Source organism: Fulvivirga marina, assembly GCF_016775155.1.
Lineage (GTDB): Bacteria > Bacteroidota > Bacteroidia > Cytophagales > Cyclobacteriaceae > Fulvivirga > Fulvivirga marina.
Genome location: NZ_JAEUGD010000041.1, coordinates 1 through 18,259, shown reverse-complemented (window position 1 = coordinate 18,259; position 18,259 = coordinate 1). Strand labels below are relative to the sequence as shown.

The 18,259-nt window shown below is 40.7% G+C and carries 12 protein-coding genes; 10 read left to right on the top strand and 2 right to left on the bottom strand.

The genetic code is table 11. The features are described 5' to 3' along the window. The first annotated feature begins 18 nt into the window (after nt 1-18). The 4 genes from JMN32_RS10660 to JMN32_RS10645 all read left to right on the top strand — a co-directional run bounded on the left by JMN32_RS10660 (nt 19) and on the right by JMN32_RS10645 (nt 4,551). Nucleotides 19-2,652 (top strand): S8 family serine peptidase, encoded by a 2,634-nt coding sequence (locus JMN32_RS10660; RefSeq protein WP_202856323.1) that lies wholly within the window; start codon nt 19-21, stop codon nt 2,650-2,652. A gap of 429 nt (nt 2,653-3,081) precedes the next feature. After that, entirely contained in the window at nt 3,082-4,053 is a 972-nt protein-coding gene (locus JMN32_RS10655) for a fatty acid desaturase family protein (RefSeq protein ID WP_202856322.1), read from the top strand. 66 nt (nt 4,054-4,119) lie between these two features. Further along, on the top strand, nt 4,120-4,314 hold the full coding sequence (locus JMN32_RS10650; protein WP_202856321.1) for a cold-shock protein: 195 nt from the start codon (nt 4,120-4,122) through the stop codon (nt 4,312-4,314). 42 nt (nt 4,315-4,356) lie between these two features. After that, nucleotides 4,357-4,551: a cold-shock protein gene (locus JMN32_RS10645; protein ID WP_202856320.1), complete on the top strand. Its 195-nt coding sequence runs from the start codon at nt 4,357-4,359 to the stop codon at nt 4,549-4,551. A gap of 338 nt (nt 4,552-4,889) precedes the next feature. On the opposite strand, the gene JMN32_RS10640 is transcribed toward JMN32_RS10645, so the two are convergent. Further along, complete coding sequence (locus JMN32_RS10640) at nt 4,890-5,252, bottom strand: hypothetical protein (RefSeq protein WP_202856319.1); 363 nt, start codon at nt 5,250-5,252, stop codon at nt 4,890-4,892. A gap of 533 nt (nt 5,253-5,785) precedes the next feature. Between JMN32_RS10640 and JMN32_RS10635 the strand changes: the two genes are divergently transcribed. Together JMN32_RS10635 and JMN32_RS10630 are read left to right on the top strand one after the other, a co-directional pair. After that, nucleotides 5,786-7,132, top strand: coding sequence for an SWIM zinc finger family protein (locus tag JMN32_RS10635; protein WP_202856318.1), 1,347 nt, complete (start codon nt 5,786-5,788; stop codon nt 7,130-7,132). Next, the gene (locus JMN32_RS10630; protein ID WP_202856317.1) at nt 7,125-10,058 is read left to right on the top strand and encodes a DUF6493 family protein; all 2,934 of its coding nucleotides are present in this window, start codon (nt 7,125-7,127) and stop codon (nt 10,056-10,058) included. The genes JMN32_RS10635 and JMN32_RS10630 overlap by 8 nt, the downstream gene beginning before the upstream one ends. Nucleotides 10,059-11,523: 1,465 nt before the next feature. Here JMN32_RS10630 and JMN32_RS10625 read toward each other — a convergent pair. Further along, entirely contained in the window at nt 11,524-12,150 is a 627-nt protein-coding gene (locus JMN32_RS10625; protein WP_202856316.1) for a JAB domain-containing protein, read from the bottom strand. A gap of 229 nt (nt 12,151-12,379) precedes the next feature. On the opposite strand from JMN32_RS10625, the gene JMN32_RS10620 reads away from it, so the two are divergent. The 4 genes from JMN32_RS10620 to JMN32_RS10605 all read left to right on the top strand — a co-directional run bounded on the left by JMN32_RS10620 (nt 12,380) and on the right by JMN32_RS10605 (nt 17,281). After that, nucleotides 12,380-15,682, top strand: coding sequence for a P-loop NTPase fold protein (locus JMN32_RS10620; protein ID WP_202856315.1), 3,303 nt, complete (start codon nt 12,380-12,382; stop codon nt 15,680-15,682). A gap of 104 nt (nt 15,683-15,786) precedes the next feature. Further along, nucleotides 15,787-16,314 (top strand): hypothetical protein, encoded by a 528-nt coding sequence (locus JMN32_RS10615; RefSeq protein ID WP_202856314.1) that lies wholly within the window; start codon nt 15,787-15,789, stop codon nt 16,312-16,314. A 5-nt stretch (nt 16,315-16,319) separates the two neighbouring features. After that, nucleotides 16,320-16,847 (top strand): helix-turn-helix transcriptional regulator, encoded by a 528-nt coding sequence (locus tag JMN32_RS10610; protein WP_202856313.1) that lies wholly within the window; start codon nt 16,320-16,322, stop codon nt 16,845-16,847. Between the two features lie 2 nt (nt 16,848-16,849). Continuing rightward, complete coding sequence (locus tag JMN32_RS10605; RefSeq protein ID WP_202856312.1) at nt 16,850-17,281, top strand: hypothetical protein; 432 nt, start codon at nt 16,850-16,852, stop codon at nt 17,279-17,281. The last annotated feature ends 978 nt before the right edge of the window (nt 17,282-18,259 follow it).

The following is an 18,259-nucleotide window of genomic DNA, read 5'->3' as shown; positions in this document are numbered from 1 at the left end:
TTGCGAAGGTAAAGGTAAATGATCAGCGCAAACTTACTAATCATTTATGGTAAGTATTACAAGAGCCACTTTACTCCTGCATTGTTCTCAGGGTACATGGTTAAATCATTCACCCATCTAATCCATGGTTTCAACTACTTCTTTGGCGTTCAATCTGTACAAAAGAGCGTTCAGCAGATTCAGAGTGTATTTTCAAGGAAGGATATTAGTTACATTTGTTTTTTGGTAAAAGATAATATGAAGGGAAATATACATATACCTTTATTTATAGTGGCTGTTTTATTGCTGGAGCTTTCATTTGTAGGAGGCAATGTTGCCGTAGCTCAGGCTCCTGACGCCATGGTAAAACAGGTATATGCGGATGATCAGTTGATTGTTAAATTCAATAGTGATATTGCCATATCCAGGCAGCAAACCGGAGGGATAACCATTGACAATCCACAAATTAGAGATCTTAACAGACAATTGAACGTAATCAATGCAGAGACCCTTATTCCAAATAATAAGGCAGGGGGAAGTAACGGCAGTGCCAGTAGTAGACCTCCCGTTTCGCAACAACCTGTTCTTTATACTTTTGGAGATCAGATCAATGTAAATGAAGTGATCCATATTTTAATGAAAACGGGCTTTTATGAGTATGCGGAGCCTAATTACATGGGGTATGGAGGGTCAGAATGTACAGTTACCCCCGATGATGCGCATTACAATAACCGGCAGTGGGGGCTTCACAATGACGGAACACTCACTGCTACTAGTGTGGAAGGGGCTGACATAGATATGGAAAAGGCCTGGGGTATTACTACCGGAGATACCAGTGTGGTAGTTGCTATACTGGATTCCGGGATAAAGCTGGACCATCCGGAGTTTGATGGCAGGGTATGGGTGAATACCGGGGAAATAGCGGGAAACCTGCTGGACGATGATGGTAATGGATATTATAATGACATTCACGGGTGGGACTTTGTAAATAATGATAATGACCCTGTAGATGACCATGGGCACGGTACCAATTTGGCAGGTATTATAGGAGCAACAGGTAACAATGAGATAGGGTACGCTGGCGTGGACTGGAAAAGTAAGCTCATGGCCTGTAAGGTATTGGACGAGAATAATTCTGGTTTTTACTCCAACTGGATATCAGCCATTTATTATGCCGTGGATAACGGCGCCGATGTCATCAATATGTCGGTTGGGGGAATAAACTTTTCAGCTGCAATGAGAGATGCTGTTGATTACGCGAGAAGCCATGGAGTGCCTGTGGTGGCCAGTATGATGAATATCAATAGTGAGAAGGTCTTTTACCCGGCGGGGTATGAAAGTGTAATAGCCGTAGGAGCTACTAACCCAGATCACACTCGTGCCAGCCCCTTCTTTTACGATGCTGCCAGTGGTAGCAATTTCGGAGATCATATCGATATCGTGGCGCCTGGGAATTATATCTATGGCCTTAACTATAAAGGGAATAATGATTATAATCGCATGTGGGGAGGTACATCTCAGGCAGTGCCATTTGTGGTCGGTGTTATCTCTCTCATCAAAGGGATGAATGAGGATATTTCAGTTGATTCCATCAAGAGTATTTTATATAACACTGCCATGGATGGTGTGGGCAGGCCAAATGAGGATATCGCTGGTTGGGATAAGTATCATGGTCATGGTGTACTTAATGCATATCAGGCACTATCAAAATTGGCAGTTACCTTTATTGATCAGTTTATTTGCTCGGGTGAGGACTATACTTTCCCTGACGGAGTGGTTTTGACCAGTATTATTGAGAATGTCAAGCACACTAGCATGCTACTTTCTCAAAATAATTGTGATAGTGTAGTGGTAACATCACTTAAGGTAACACCAGTCTATAATCAGTTGCAGGAGATATCGCTTTGCAGCGGCGAAGATTTTACTTTTCCAGATGGTACAGTGGTCTCTGGTATCTCGGAGGCTTTAACCCATGTGAGTCAGTTAAGTGCCGCCAGTGGTTGCGATAGTCTGGTTACCACTGTGGTGAGTATAAACTCTGTCTATGATTTTGAGGAGGAGGTTTCGGTCTGTAGAGGCGAGGATTATACTTTCCCTGATGGTACAAAAAAAGAAAACATAACCGGTGATATTTCTTTTATCAGTATGTTGAAGACAATATCAGGTTGTGACAGTGTGATTACTACCAATGTACGGGTTAATGTCATTGATCTAGCCATTGAGGTTAGCGAGCATACGCTAATATGCAATACTCAGGGGGCAGATTATCAGTGGATAAATTGTGCTAATGGCGGTTTAGCAATAGAAGGGGAAATAAACCTTACATTTGAACCCAGCCAAGCTGGTAGTTATGCCGTCATCGTTACTAAAGGAGGCTGCGAAGTTAGGTCTGAGTGCCTGGAGGTTACTCCGTTGGGGGTGGGAGGTTTGGAGCAGAGGTTTGTTAAGGTTTACCCGAATCCAACTTGTGGGGAATTGAATATAGAAACCAATTTGCTTGGGGCGAATTTTAGCGTAGAGGTGACTGATCTTTCAGGGAGGGTAATTGATGTGCCAATTTCTTTTAAATCCAGCATGTTGAAAATTAATATTGATCAGCCTGCAGGTATTTATCTGCTTAATGTGTATAAAGACTCGGATGTAGCAATATTTAAAGTAATCAAGGAACTGTAAGTACATTTAGGTCTATGCAGAGCTGTAGTAAGCTGTTTACAAAATACAAATGTTACCGCCCTAGCTTGAACTTTAAAAATAAGTAGTATGTTTGTACGGTGTTGTTCCTAATGTAAGGATCTTAAGACCACTCTGAAAAAGTATCTCAATAATTCCTACACGCAGTTCCACAATATAGATCAGGCACTTAATACTCAAAAGAGTTAAAAGATTGATAATAGGTTTAAATTTTCAATTACTTAATTATCAATAACCTGACAAAAGCTAAGTAATACAAAATACAATATCATTAATACAAAGAATCCAAAATTTTCAAACGCAACTGGCTCTGATTTTTCTAAAACATTAAAGAACAGAGTTAACGATTATTTCAAAACGAATAATCTCAGTAAGTATGGTGATGGCAGTATGGTTACCAAAACTGTATTCATGCTTTCACTTTTTTTTGTGCCTTTGGTTATCGTAAATATTGGTTTTATAACCAGTCCATGGGTACTATTTTTTATGTATATACTCAGTGGACTGGGCATGGCAGGAATAGGCATGGGAGTAATGCATGATGCGATACACGGGGCATATTCTAAAAACAGGAAAGTAAATAAATACATGGGCTATACGCTCAACCTGATAGGTGCCAATGCCACGATCTGGAAGATACAGCATAATGTGCTTCATCATACCTATACCAATATTGATGAAGCAGATGATGATATAAGTGCGCCGTTTTTCTTGCGCTTTTCACCTCATGCTAAAAAATACTGGTTACATAAATTTCAGTTTATATATATCTGGTTCTTCTATGGTCTCTCCACTATTTCCTGGGTAACTTCCAAAGATTTTATCAAGATGAGACAATACCGAAAGATGGGTTTCATCAAGCAGGAAGAGTTTAGAAAAGAAATGTTACAGGTCATAAGCTGGAAGCTGGTGTATTATTCTTACACGCTGGCACTTCCTATCATTATGTTATCAATGTCGCCATGGCTGGTAGTACTAGCATTTATTACCATGCATTTTGTTACGGGGATAGCAATTAGCCTGGTGTTTCAAACGGCACATGTAATGCCATCATCAGAGTTTCCGTTGCCGGATGAGGATGGCATGATTGCTAATGACTGGGCTATCCACCAGCTAGCGACCACAAGCAATTTTTCGCCTCGTAGCAGGGTCTTCTCCTGGTTTATAGGAGGATTAAACTATCAGGTAGAACATCATTTGTTGCCAAATATTTGTCATGTGCATTACAGAAAGCTGTCGCGCATTGTGGCTGAGACTGCCAGAGAGTATGGCATACCATACCATACCAAGAAAACTTTCGCAGCGGCCGTTTGGGATCATATCAAAATGCTATACCAATTGGGCAGGATGGAACTGGCCCCGGTAAAGCAACGCGTAAAATAAAATAAGCAGGATTGAAAGCAAACCTGACATCAATAAAAGAAAACACAAATACAATTAAATAAAGTAATGCAAGAAGGAACAGTAAAGTTTTTTAATAATACCAAAGGATTTGGATTTATTAAGCCCTCAGATTCAAGTGAAGACATCTTTGTACACGAAAGTGGCTTAGTAGATGAGATTCGTGAAAACGACAGAGTAAGATTTGATGTAGAAAGAGGAAGAAAAGGAATGAATGCGGTTAACGTAGAGTTGATCGACTAATTCGAAAAGAAAAGAATATACAAATACACAATTAATAAAGTAATGCAAGAAGGAATAGTAAAATTTTTTAATAATACCAAAGGATTTGGATTTATTAAACCATCAGATTCAGGTGAAGACATTTTTGTACATGAGAGCGGTTTGATCGACGAGATCCGTGAAAATGACAAAGTGAAGTTTGATGTGGAAAGAGGAAGAAAAGGAATGAACGCGGTTAACGTTGAGTTGATCGACTAATTCTGTTTGGTCATAAAGGTAAAAGCCGCCCTGGGGTGAACTCAGAGGCGGCTTTTTTATGCCAGCAGATCCAACATGGTAGATGAGGGCAATAGAAGTTTATGTATATCTTCGTCTGATCAGGCCGCTATTACACTACCGTAACTCACTTACCTCTGGCAGGTTAGCTCTTATTGCTGCTCCTCACTGCATATGGTGATAACTCTATTTTGTGTAATTCATGAATTCAGCTCCAGGGATAAACCTGATTTTGTTTTTCCAGAGCTTCAAAATCCGTAATGTTTTATTTTCCTGTTTAGGATCATCTGGGGTGGCTTTAGTGAGGTTCTTATCTTTCATCAATTTTGTCTGTTCAGGTTGCTGAAATAATAGGTTTTGAATCGGGTTAGAATGAGATATATCCTTTTCTGTTTGAATAGATTGTGTTGTTGAAGATTTTCTATGAAGTGATTCAATGGGTATGACTCCGTCGTCTGCTTGTTACCTTGCTCATTATAGGTGACGAGAACAACGGAGGGGCAGGAAACTTCTATTTCTGATAGCAAATATTCTTTCAGAAGTTCAATGCTTAATACCTGCACAAAATTCGAATCTACAGGAGACGTAATATGAGCAAGGTCTGTGGTGTCTCTGAAATAGGTGCCATTAGAAGTCTCGGTTATTAACAGGTTTACAAAAATTAATAATAATATCGTACGCATAGCTTTTTGGTTTAAAGCGACAAATATTATATGGATCGCTGCATGTTAAAACCCGAATCTTGCGCATATGGGAGCGTCTCATTGTAGCGTGTTGATGGAGAAGGACCTCTTGCCAGCGGTGTGGATCACCTATAAGATATGCAAATACCTATTGTCCAAAGTTATTGTCCTGATTCGTATTTTTTGAGTTATATTAAGCGCACACACTATCCTCTTGAGGGGATTATAGGAATGTTTCTCCACAGGCCCAACTTCAGGCTTTTGTAGGCTATTCAGGCAAGTGCTCCACCCCGAAGGATTGTCAATATTTTCTCCGCTACATTACAAAAATTTCAGAATAACGAGTTAATTAATTTGGTTTTATACTGAACACCAATTACTCTAACCCTAAAGCAAGAACCATTTCGGACTTTGGTCTTCCTGCTTCCAACTCTGGTCATCAAGCAAGTCATCTCCCTAATTCAAACTTCAAAAAATTTTGTTTAATATAATTTTTGGCTAGTTTCAGACGGATTTATAAAACTGATCCGGCTATGTCAGATACAATTACTTACTCCTATAATCAACCTTCAACATTAAGAAAAAGCGGCACTTCTGATGAATTGTTTCTTGCACAATACAGCGAAGTGCAGAAAGGCAATAGCCCATGCTTCTTCTGGGGTAAGCTGACAGACCCATTCATAGTAAGCCGGTGCCTGATCACTTTGAGCAATGTGGTAAAGTCCAGTTTTAACCTATCGCCATTTCAGATGGCTCTGCTTAAAGACCCGATCGTGACTGCCGGAAATGAGAGGATCCGCTTTGAGGGCTTTTCGCATTGTGCGGGTGTATATGCACGTGTGGATGTGATGCCCGACGGGCATGATGGAGAGTTTTTAGAGAATGGCACTACAAACGTTGACTTCAACCCGCCTATGATCAGTGCGTTGAGTGCAGTCAGGAAAAATGAGAACGTGGTGCTATCGGTAGGGCAAAAAGAGGTGGGGCTGCACCGTGAGGGAGAAAAGACTGTAGAGCGAAAGGTGCCATTGCCGATAAAGTGGATCAAAGGGCTGACAACGGTACAAATTTACCTGGCAGATGCAACGGAGGAGGTGAAAGGCAACCGGATACAGGCGGTTCAATTGTTCCGTACCATCCCCAAGGGAAAAGTGAAAACAGACTACTATCTGGTGAAGAGAGGAAACCAGTGGATGTTTTCTCCTATGAAATCTAACGATGCCATCTGTATAGGCGGGGTACACCGCCTTAAATTGCTGGAGCCATTGATTCCCTTGATTGATGAATTTAGGGTGTTTCCACATCCTGATATGCAATCTACAACATGGCAGCTTTACTTTGGGACGGTTAGGTTTTCGCTTACCCTGAGTCGCGACCACTGGCGCGGTTTCTCAGGTGAAGGAGCGGCTCTGGAATCATTAATAGAGGACGTGCCTGACGAATGGATACAGGCTTTTGATAACTACAGTTATGCCAATCAGGCCTTTAATCCCACTTTGCTAGCCATTGAGGAATCATTGGATATGGCTCAGATTAAAAATATTACTGCCCGGCTGGCTGCAATGGGCTTGTTGGGTTTTGACCTTGATCATAACGAATACTTCTATAGAAGGCTACCTTTCAAAATGGACCGCATTTTAAGCCTTAACCCCAGGCTAAAGGGTGCTGAAAAGCTTGTGGCAGAAAATAAGGTGACCATAGTGTCGGAAGAGTCTGGTAGAGTGGAGGCGAGTGTGGAAGGTAGCGGAGTAAACCACACCGTGGTTATTGATGGGGAACAGGCGCGCTGTACATGCACCTGGTTTGCCCGACACCAGGGAGAAAGAGGGGTTTGCAAACATATTTTGGCTACTAAAAAGAAACTTCAGGTAAATGACTGATCTCATGACCCCAGCTGAGCGAATTGGTGACCTCATTAAGAATGAAAAAGAAAGCGAGGTTATTCCATTTCTTCAAAAGTTAGACAAAAAGGAAAAGAAAGAAGTTGCTAAGGCTTTGAAGGAATTCGAGTATGTCTGGGAGTTTAACTTCAAAGAGGAGCGTAGCGGAGGGTCAGTTTTTAGAACCTCTTCCACACCCAAGGGTACAGAAGCTCAGAAAAAGATATTCACTATACTCTCTTTTGTGTGTAATAACCAGAGAGATTATAATAAGGCATGGGGAGCCAGGCGACAAATGACCAAAGCACTGATGGACCAAATCCTGCCGTGGTACTGTCCGACCTGGCTGGAAAAAGACATCAATGATATCAGTGATGGTAGCTGGGCGCAGACTCCATTGAATTATGATGAACTGGTGGACCTGGAGGAGAAGGGGTACGTTACCCTGACCCCGGAGCTGATTGTTATTCGTATCCTGGAAAGCATTCGTACTCAGGCGAATGACCACAAGTGGCGGTATGTGCCCGGTGGCTTATGGAAGAGACCAGTAACATTAGATAAGCACATTTGGTATTTGTTTGATTATGAGTCGAGTATTCACTGGAGTGATCAGTATATAAGTTATGTAGATGAGGTAAAGGAGCATACTTGGAAAGAAACCTTTAAGCTACTGATAGAGACCGATCGACTCAATAGGAAAAGGGTATTGAGCTCATCGTTACAAGCAGCTAATAAAAATTTCAATACATCTGCTTCAGGTTGGTTCATCGATTTGTTCTTCTACCTGGAGCCGACTGATGAAGAAATGCTGGAGCATCAGCACGACATTCTGGCCCTTTTTACCTCTCCACATAGCAAGGTGATCAACGGAGCACTCAAGGCCATTAAAAAAATAGTGACCCAAAAGGACTTTGCCCGTCAGGATTTTGTCGATAATGCCCCTGTGCTGTTGACTTCTGAAACCAAGTCGGTGGTGAAGTCCGCCTTGATGGTGCTGGATAAAATTGCCCGAAAGGATAAGGACTTAAAAGAGACGATTTGTATTCATGCCTGTCAGGCCTTTTTGCAGCAGGATAACGATATACAGCTACGGGCGGCTAAACTGATAGCGAAGTATGCTGATGAAACTGAGGCCTTAAAGGGCGAAATCAGCATGTATCAGAGTACCCTAATGACGGAGCCTAAGGGGCATGTGGCTTTTCTCATTGAGGAGGCTGATGAAGAGCCGTTACCTGAAGAAGCCTTTGAAACGGCCCAGTTACCGGCTTTAGAAGACATGGGGCCGCTGGGCGTTGCCAGAGATTTTGATGAACTCATGTTTCTCAGCAGTCAGGCTTTTGATAATAACGAGGCTCACCATTTTGATGCACTTATAGCCAGTCTTATACACCTGCAAGATGAGGTGAAGGGCAGCAATATAGCCAAACTGGAACCCGCCTTGCAGCGCGCTTATAAGTCCGTGATGGGAGACTGGAACAGCCGGGTAGGGTACCTGGACAATATGCTCGCGACATTCTTTATTGAGTATGGAAAAATGTTGGTGCAGGAGCAAGGAAAAGATGCCAAAGTGCTTCATGATATGGCTACTGCCTATTACAATCAGGATGTGGAGATGGATCGTGAACATGGGTGGTACCGCAGGAGACTCACTCCCCTAAAAACATGGCATACCAGCGGGTCTACACCGGTGTATTTTGTTTTCAGAGAAATGCTGGTTTATTCCTTGGAGAAGTTATCCAGAGGGGATAGTACATCGCTGCTCTCAACACCTACACACCTGCCTTGTTTCATTGATCCGCAAGTGCTGGTGGACAGGGTTAAACAGTATCAGGAGAAGAAGATTCCCATCAATGAACTGGACTTACAAATAGCTTTGGCCCGATGCTTCCCTTATAAAGAGGTATCAAAAGAATATATTAACTCTTCCCTAAATGCAGAAATGCAACGCCTGTTTATCTTTTACCTAACGGAAGATGAAAGGCTATCGGGACCTTTTGAGCGTCAAAAAGCATGGATTACCGCAGCAATATCCAAAGACCCAGAGGCAGTATATGAAGAACTTGAATCTTTGATAGGGTCTCAACATGACCGACAGAAACTGACAGGAGCATTTGAATGGTATACCGGCCTGGAACCATTTATGAACCAACGGTATGATTACAAGAAACGTAAGAGTATTTCTTTTAAGGATCACCATAAAAAGCTGGTGGTAAAAAGAAATGCTAATGAAAATGCGATTTCAGGAGTAGTCGGGTTTATTAAGAAGAAGTTCTTATCAAAGAAGGTTGACTCCAGTTTGTACGCTCAGATGGAGATTAAAGAACAGTGGCTTGAAGGACTTAGCAACGATATTGCACGGTTTCTATCCTTAACCCCGAATAATCCCGGTCCTCTGCTGGTCTCCTTGATGGAAAAGGGACTGAAGTGGTCTACCTTTTCATCGGAGTCAGATAAGAAAAGTGTGATCAGCGCGCTAGAGTATCTGGCGGGTATTTGGAACGAATACAGCAAAGTGCCCCACGACTTCCTGGCCATCACTATGACATGCAGTGACAAAACAGCCAGAACCATTGCCGGAGAGATATGGGTTAACGAGACCTTCAACCAGCGTATCAGCCATGCGCAGGTAGGGGCCGCACTTGCCAAAACTTACACCCAGGAGTTTTCTCCAGTTAAGCGCTTCGCAGACCTGGCTATCAACCTGTACACCGTATCTCCACAGCACAAGGAAGGCATGTTCATCTTGCTGCACAACTGCCTTAGAAACATGCCCGAAGAGCCAGCGCGCAACCTGAAAAAGTTACTCATGCTGCTCAAAGAAACCACCAGCGACAGCGCCAAACTCAAAGAAGACGAATTGCTACAATCGAAGTTTGGGCAATGGAAGCAGACAGCCTCTTTGAAGAAAGTGATTGAGTCGCTGTGATATCGGTGACCAGTGACCTGTTGTCAGTGATCAGTATTCGGTATTCAGTGATCGGTAATAGTGGTTAGTTTAGGGGTTTATGATGAATCGCTTTTTTTACCGTCATTGCGACGAGGCACAGCCTGCCCCGAAGGCTTTCGGGGAGGAAGCAATCTCCTTAACTATAGTTGAAAAACTGGATTCAAGTAGTGATTAGACCGTGCCACGATCTAGGAGATCACTTCGTCGTACCTCCTCGTGATGACGGAACTTAAATTAAACTCGTCATTGCGACGAGGCACGAGGAAGCAATCCCCTTGCTACGAAGAACTAATTATACCTTTAATGAATCTTCAATTTAGGGCACTCACACTATCTCCTTGAGGGGATTATAGGGGTGTTTCTCCGCAGGTCAATCCAAGGCTTGTGAGGTTAATTTAAGCCAGTGTTCCACTCCCAGGGGTTCTGAATATTTTCTCCGCTACACTACGAAAATTTCAGAATGACGGGGTATATAATTTTGATTATACTAACCGTCATTGCGACGAGGTACAGCCTGTCCCGAAAGCTTTCGGGGAGGAAGCAATTTCCTTAACTATAGTTGAAAAACTGGGTTCGGGGCAGTGATTAGTCAGTGCCACGATCAAGGAGATCACTTCGTCGTACCTCCTCGTGATGACGGAACTTAAATTAAACTCGTCATTGCGACGAGGCACGAGGAAGCAATCCCCTTGCTACGAAGAACTAATTATACCTTTAATGAATCTTCAATTTAGGGCACTCACACTATCTCCTTGAGGGGATTATAGGGGTGTTTCTCCGCAGGTCAATCCAAGGCTTGTGAGGTTAATTTAAGCCAGTGTTCCACTCCCAGGGGTTCTGAATATTTTCTCCGCTACACTACGAAAATTTCAGAATGACGGGGTATATAATTTTGATTATACTAACCGTCATTGCGACGAGGTACAGCCTGTCCCGAAAGCTTTCGGGGAGGAAGCAATTTCCTTAACTATAGTTGAAAAACTGGGTTCGGGGCAGTGATTAGTCAGTGCCACGATCAAGGAGATCACTTCGTCGTACCTCCTCGTGATGACGGAACTTAAATTAAACTCGTCATTGCGACGAGGTACGAGGAAGCAATCCCCTTGCTACGAAGAACTAATTATATCTTTAATGAATCTTCAATTTAGGGCACTCACACTATCCCCTTGAGGGGATTATAAGGGTGTTTCTCCACAGTTCAATCAAGGCTTGTGAGGTTATTTAAGCAGGTATTCCACTCCGAGGGATTCTGAATATTTTCTCCGCTACACTACGAAAATTTCAGAATGACGAGGTTATATGATTTTATTTGTATTGATTACCAATTACTTGTGTGCAGCCCGAGTCGATATCATCGTCATTGCGCGGAGAGAGGTACGAACGACAAAGCAATCTCCTGATTATGAAGAACGGACTCAATTGGTCTAACTTCGAAGAACCAAAACTACTCCTTCAGCGCAGTAATCTCCTTCTTACTAAGCCCGGTTAATTCTTTGATGGTTTTGGTGTCATAGCCTTTGTCAAGCATCTTCCTTGCTATCTCTGCACTATTTTCCTTACTGCCTTTTTCCTTCGCCGCATCAATCTTCATACTGATCAAAAGCGCCTTTTCCCTGTCCATCAGCACATAATTGTGGCTGTTTTTCAGTTCTTCGATAATGTCCTTATCCGCCATGCTGAAATACTCCTTTTCGGAGATGATGAGGTGGTCAATCACCTCAATGTTGAGCATCTGGCCCGCTTTGATCATTTTGTCTGTAACATCCTTATCACCTTCAGATGGTGTGAGTTCGCCGCTCGGGTGGTTGTGCACAAGGATCATCTGCACTGCCAGCTTGTAGATCGCCATCCTGAAAATCTCCGGCGGCGCCACCTGCACCCGGTTGACAGCCCCAAGGCTGATCAGCTCAATGAAAAGGATCTTATTCTTATTGTCCAGCCCCACCACCCAGAAGTGCTCTTGGTTTCTGCGGATCTTATTCTCCCGCAGCAGCACCTGCTGCATCACACGATACACATCTTCCGAGTTAAGGACTTTGATTTTTTGCTCTTGGGTCAGGCGTACATTCATGGGTGTAAATTAAGGGAATTTTTGGGGATTTGGTAGGCAGGTGTTTGAGAAACCCTAAATGGTCATTGGGAAAGTAAATGTCAGATGGTCCAGAAAAGAAAAAGGAAACGGTTTGCAAATATTTTATTATTTTCCAAAGCCCTTTTGTGATTGTACATCTTCTGTATAAAAATATCTGGTTCAGTGCATAATGTTCTTGAAGGGCAAGGAAATCTAATGAAATTTTGAAATGAGCAAGTTTAATTTTGATGAGATAAGCGATAAATCTAAGGAAGGTCTGGCACAGGATCTTCTAAATCAAGTATTTGGATTAGACTTGCAGCCTTTTTCTGCCAAGGGAAAGAAGGGACCTGATCTGTGGCAAAATCAAGCAAATTCCCCTGCTCCGGATGTAGTCGCTTCTATATTGGGACAAACAAAAATTACTGAAACCTTTAGGCTGTTAAAGAAGATGGAGCTTCATGTTCAAGAGTTGAAGCCATTATCATACTTACTAGTGGCTTTCTCAAGAGTTCATCAAAATATAGCTAATCAGCTTAATGCCTATATGCAAAAATTAATTGCAGGAAAATTTGAGGTTTTTGATCTTGGTTGGATTGAAACAGAATTGTATAAGTATCCTGACATTCAGGAAAAGTGGGGAGTGAAGCTTATAGAAGAGAGGAGTGGTAGTAAGCAACAAGCTGACAATTCTTTTACTGAGGGATCAATAGTGGATTCATACAAAAAAGTGAGAAGCAACATTACAAGTGCTTTTGAGATCAATGATCCCAAAGAAGTTCGGAAAATTGCAGCCATAGAGAATTTAATTTTACATCGTTCCAGTGACTATTACTGGTGGTTGAACGTTACTCAGGATCGACTAATAATAGAGGATTTTAATGTAGATTCTATCTATAATGAAGATGTTGTTTTTAGTAATCTTGATATAAAGTCTGATCTCTATAATCTCCACCCAGGGGATTTAGTTATAGGCTTTCAGGCTTCACCAAATAGAGAGGTAAAAGGACTTTTTGAAGTTTATGAGATTTACCCTCAAAGAAATCAGGTACACTTTAAACTGCTGTATAAATTTACCAGGGCAGTTTCTCGAAAAAAACTAGAGCAACTTCCAAATTTTGATTTATTACTTTTGAATTCAGAAAAACTTCAGGGTAATCTATGGCGAGTTCATAGGTCTGTTTTTGAGGAAATTATTAATTCCACAGAGCTGAGCATTAGCACCCCATTCTTAGCCGAAGATGAAATAGAGCATGAGATAACAAAACATATTAAAAATAAAATTAAACTAACAGGCTTTGACAATGACGTAGCCTACTCTACAAAGGATTTATTGGATATAGAGAATGATATCCGAGCCTTTGCCTTGTTGCTTGCCTCAAGGCAAGTACAGCCCCCTCTAGCCATTGCTTTACTCGGGCCTTGGGGCTCCGGTAAGAGTTTTTTTATGCAGCAGTTATCCAAACGAATTGATGAATTATCGGTTAATCAGGCGTTTGTCGAAGATGTTGATCCTGATGTGAAAAATGATGAAGAGCCGTTTTGTAAGGGGATAGCTCAAATTAAATTTAATGCATGGTCTTACCTTGATGCTAATCTATGGGCTGGTTTGGTTGCGAGTATATTTGAGAAACTGGATGAATACATCACTAATAGCAGTAAAGGAAAGAACGCGAAATTAGAGATACGACAAAAGCTAAGTGAGAAGCTGGAAATTTTATCAACCGAAAAAAAGATTACAACAAATGAAAAGGAAGAGCTCCAAAAGCAGAAACAGGAAACCCAGACTAAGATAGATGAACTAAAGCAAAGTAAGCAGGATTTACTGGATGAGGTTGCAAACAAGAATTTAAAAGTAATAATTGATAACGTCCGAAAGAAAGTTGCTCTGGAGGATGAAATTAAGGTGCAGTTAAATAAATACGGTATATCAAAAGAAAGGATCAATGAGCTTTCACCTGATGTCCTGTATAAGGAATTGACATCCTGGGTGACTTTTTATGAGAATTTAAGTAGTTTTTCATGGCGCTACATATTAGCTTTTTTCTTTTCAACACTCGTTCTTCTATTTGTTTGGTTTAATCCTTGGGGGCTTGTAAGTAATTTTATTGATGAAACAGCTCGTCATATAACAATATTTTTCAGCATTGTGGGGCCTGTATTTGCGAAATTTCATCAATCGTATAAAAATTTCAGGAAACTTATTCAGCCGGTTATTGATTACAAAAATCGATATAATCAGGAGTTAGAAGAGGCTAAATTTAACTATGATCAAAGACTTCAACTGCTGGAGACACAGATAAAAGAGAAAAGCTCTGAAATGTTGTTGGCTCAGAGTAAACTTAATAGAATAGATCAGGAGATTACCGATTTAGAGTATACTTTGAATCATTTTGTAGCAAAAAGAGCGTTTTATAACTTTATCAAAAGGAGGAATGGAGATAAAACATATGAGGCTCACCTTGGTCTTATTTCAATTATAAGAAAGGATTTCGAAACTCTTAGTGAGCTTTTTAGAGATATAGAAGTAGATGTTAAAGCTCGGCAAGAAGTCCAAAATGAACAAAAGGATAAGAAAAAAGAACATGATGAACTCACAAAATTATTTAAAAAACCTCTTGACCGTATAATTCTCTACATCGATGATCTTGACAGGTGCACTGACACAAAAGTATTAGAGGTTATTCAGGCCGTTCATTTATTGATGGCATTCCCATTGTTTAATGTTGTTGTAGGTATTGATAAAAGATGTGTTTACAATGCCTTAAATTACAAACAGCAAGCCCCGAACAATTTTGACTCACCGGGGGAAAGAGAAGAAATTAAGCCAGATGAATATCTGGAGAAAATCTTTCAAATACCCTTTCAATTAAAGGACGCAACAGAACATGATGCTCAAAATATGGTAAAAGAGATTCTTAAAAATCAAATTGAAACATCAACCCAAGTAGAAAAGCTTACATCCGAAGAGCTGAAAGCGTTACAGTCGGAATTAGAGTCACAAGAAATAAAACAGGTAAGTGATAATGAATTCCAAAAGGTCATTGAAGCTCTTCAAGAAAACTCTGAACCTGGATCAAATGACGGAGCAAAAGGTTCTCGAATTCATCCAAAAGATCTTAGAATTTCAAACAAAGAATATGAGCTTCTACAACAAATAATTTGCTTGGTTGGCAATACCCCAAGAACAATTAAACGCTTCATTAACATCTATCGCATTATACGTGCTCATGAACAGTTGCGATATGATGAGATAAAGCAGAATGAAGAATTTTTGGCTATCATGTTTGTTTTGGCAGTGAATCTTGGAAAATACAGAGAGCAGGCTCACTTTCTTTTCAAAGAATTTGACAGTAAGCCTGATAAGCAGTTGTCAGATTTTCTTGAGAGGTCTAACCAAATCAAAATCATTATTGAAAAAAATAGTCACATTTCAGAACTATTGAATTACACTGGCTCGCAGTTCAATGCACATGTTCCTTTTGTAAGGAGGTTTTCTTTTGGAGGTGTAAGTAAAACGGCAAACAAGTAACGAACTAATAGCGAAGGGCTTGGAAAATATATAACTACCTATGAGATGTGAAGAAACTGATAGAGCACAAAATGAACTTAAAAATAAACTTGTAGGTTGATTATATGTTAATACATCGTATATTTGAAACTCTTAAAAACAAACTATGGGCTGTTCAATGGGAAGGAGAGCTTGCACATGTTCTAAGAATACTACAAGATAACTGGTCTGATATTATATGGCTGCAAGATTTTTTTGAAGGACATAAGGCTGATTTACAATCAGGTTTTTATGGGCGCATAACCGTAGACGAGGCAGTAGACACTACTTATGATGAATCGTATGAGCTCTTTGAAGCCTTAGAAGAAGATGAAGGAGCGAACCTGGATAATCTTTTTCGACCGTTAAATGATAGAGAATATCAAATCAAGGATTATCAAAAACAAAAAGCAAAAGGCAGCGAACGCAAAACGTGGCTAAGAATTTATGCAGTAAAATTCGCTGATGGTTATGTTATCACAGGTGGGGCTATCAAGCTGACCAAAACCATGCAGGAAAGAGAACATACTGATTTGGAATTGACAAAAATGAGTATCGTACGAGATGCATTAAAATTGAACACCGCTTCAGATAAGTTTATTGATCTAGAATAAAATCTATGAAGAACAGAGAAAGCAAGGAAAGTATTGAAGCCTTCAACAGTTATTTGGTTGAAGGCGTGGATAGTAAATGGAGGGAAGACAATGCTTATCGCAAGGCTAACAGAGCCTGGTTGAGGAAATCGGCCAAAATTGCGATCAAAATTGGTCGGGCCCTGCGGGATAAGGGGCTAAGCCAAAAGAACCTGGCAGAGCTTTTAGAGGTGAGCCCGCAGCAGGTGAATAAAATATTGAAGGGCAGGGAAAACCTGAAACTGGAAACTATTACCAAAATAGAAAGCGCCCTGGGTATTGAGCTAATTTCTGTAATTTCTTCTGATGAAATTGTTGTGAAGAAGAGTGAGGGAGGAATGTTCTTTATTCATGAAGGACTGGTTCGGCAAACATTTAAAACTTCATATATTGTGAAAAGCCCAAGCAGTATTAAAATTAGTGAGAATCAGAAAGTAAGTAGAAAAATCTATGCTCAAGGGTTCAGCAAGGAAAGGATGATTGCTGAAGAATCTCATTATGAAATGGAAGGATAAGTATGTCAAAAAACGAAATAATTCCATTTGCTATTAAAACTATTGTAACAGAGGAATTTGCTACGATAGAAAGCAACTATAAAGAAAAAGAGGAAGTTACTCTTGAATCAGGCTTCAAATTTGGTATCGATAAGGAAGAACATAGCCTGGCGGTTAGGTTTGAGATATCCTTTTTATGCGAGAAAGGACCATTCATAATCCTGAAAACTTCTTGTCATTTTGATATTGAACAAAAGGCTTTTCTGAGGTTTTTGGATAAAAAAAGCAGTCAATACATAATTCCGAAAGATTTTTTCATCCATCTTTCCGCACTTACTGTTGGCACTGCAAGGGGTATATTACATGCAAAGCTTGATAATACGAAGTTTGATCAATTTGTACTTCCTACAATGAACATAGCCGAGATGATAGAGGAAGATGTAGTTTTTGAGTAAAACTCTGGTGAGATAAGTAATCTTAATTATGGAAAAACAATTGAAGAAACAAACTAGTACTGATAATACAGATAGTAATTCAACTAAGAAAGGAATAGTTGATACTAAGAAATATTTATCCTCGGTTAAAGAGTATAAGCCAGAGTATATTAAAGGTTATACTCCTGCATTTTAAGATTTATTGAAATAAAAAGATAGATTTAAGACCGCGAATTTCGCGGTTTTTTTGTTTCAGGAGAATCTCCACAGTAACCCCTCCCCATAGGTTTACACATCTATTTTAAAAGTATACATGTATAGAAAAAGCACATTTTCTATACATGAAATTAAAACGTATATAGAAAGTATCCATGTCCGACACCTACCAAAACAAATACCGTATTGCCTCTGCACGTGCATCATTCTGGGATTATGGCTGCAGAAATCAGTAGGCAAATAGTCTCCAAATTATAAGAAGAGCAGAGCTTAGAATATGGGGACCGCTTCGTGCCTCGCGGTGACGATACCATATGTCCCATGAATGTTGGTTGAAAATTCCCGATCAATTTCCGTTTGCCAAATTGGGCAATCATATTGTTATGCCCAATCATGTTCATGGGATTGTGATTATTGATAAACCGGATGGTGGGTTTGGACGGGATGTGGACGATGGCGATGGGTTATTGGTTGGGGACGTTGGTAGAGACGCGATTAATCGCGTCTCTACCAACGTGGTGGAACCGGATCAACCGGAATTCGGATCACAACCCCATCCAGAATCACCCAACCCACCTGGCGGAATAACCGGTAATAAAAATCCCATGTTGCACGACAACCTGTCGAAAATCGTACGATGGTACAGGGGGCGAACCACGTTCGAATGCCGGAAAATACATGCAGATTTTGCATGGCAATCGCGTTTCCATGATCATTGGTTATTTCGGTCGGACTATGCCAGTCATTTCGGTGTTACTATGCCACTTTAAGAGTTGCGTAATT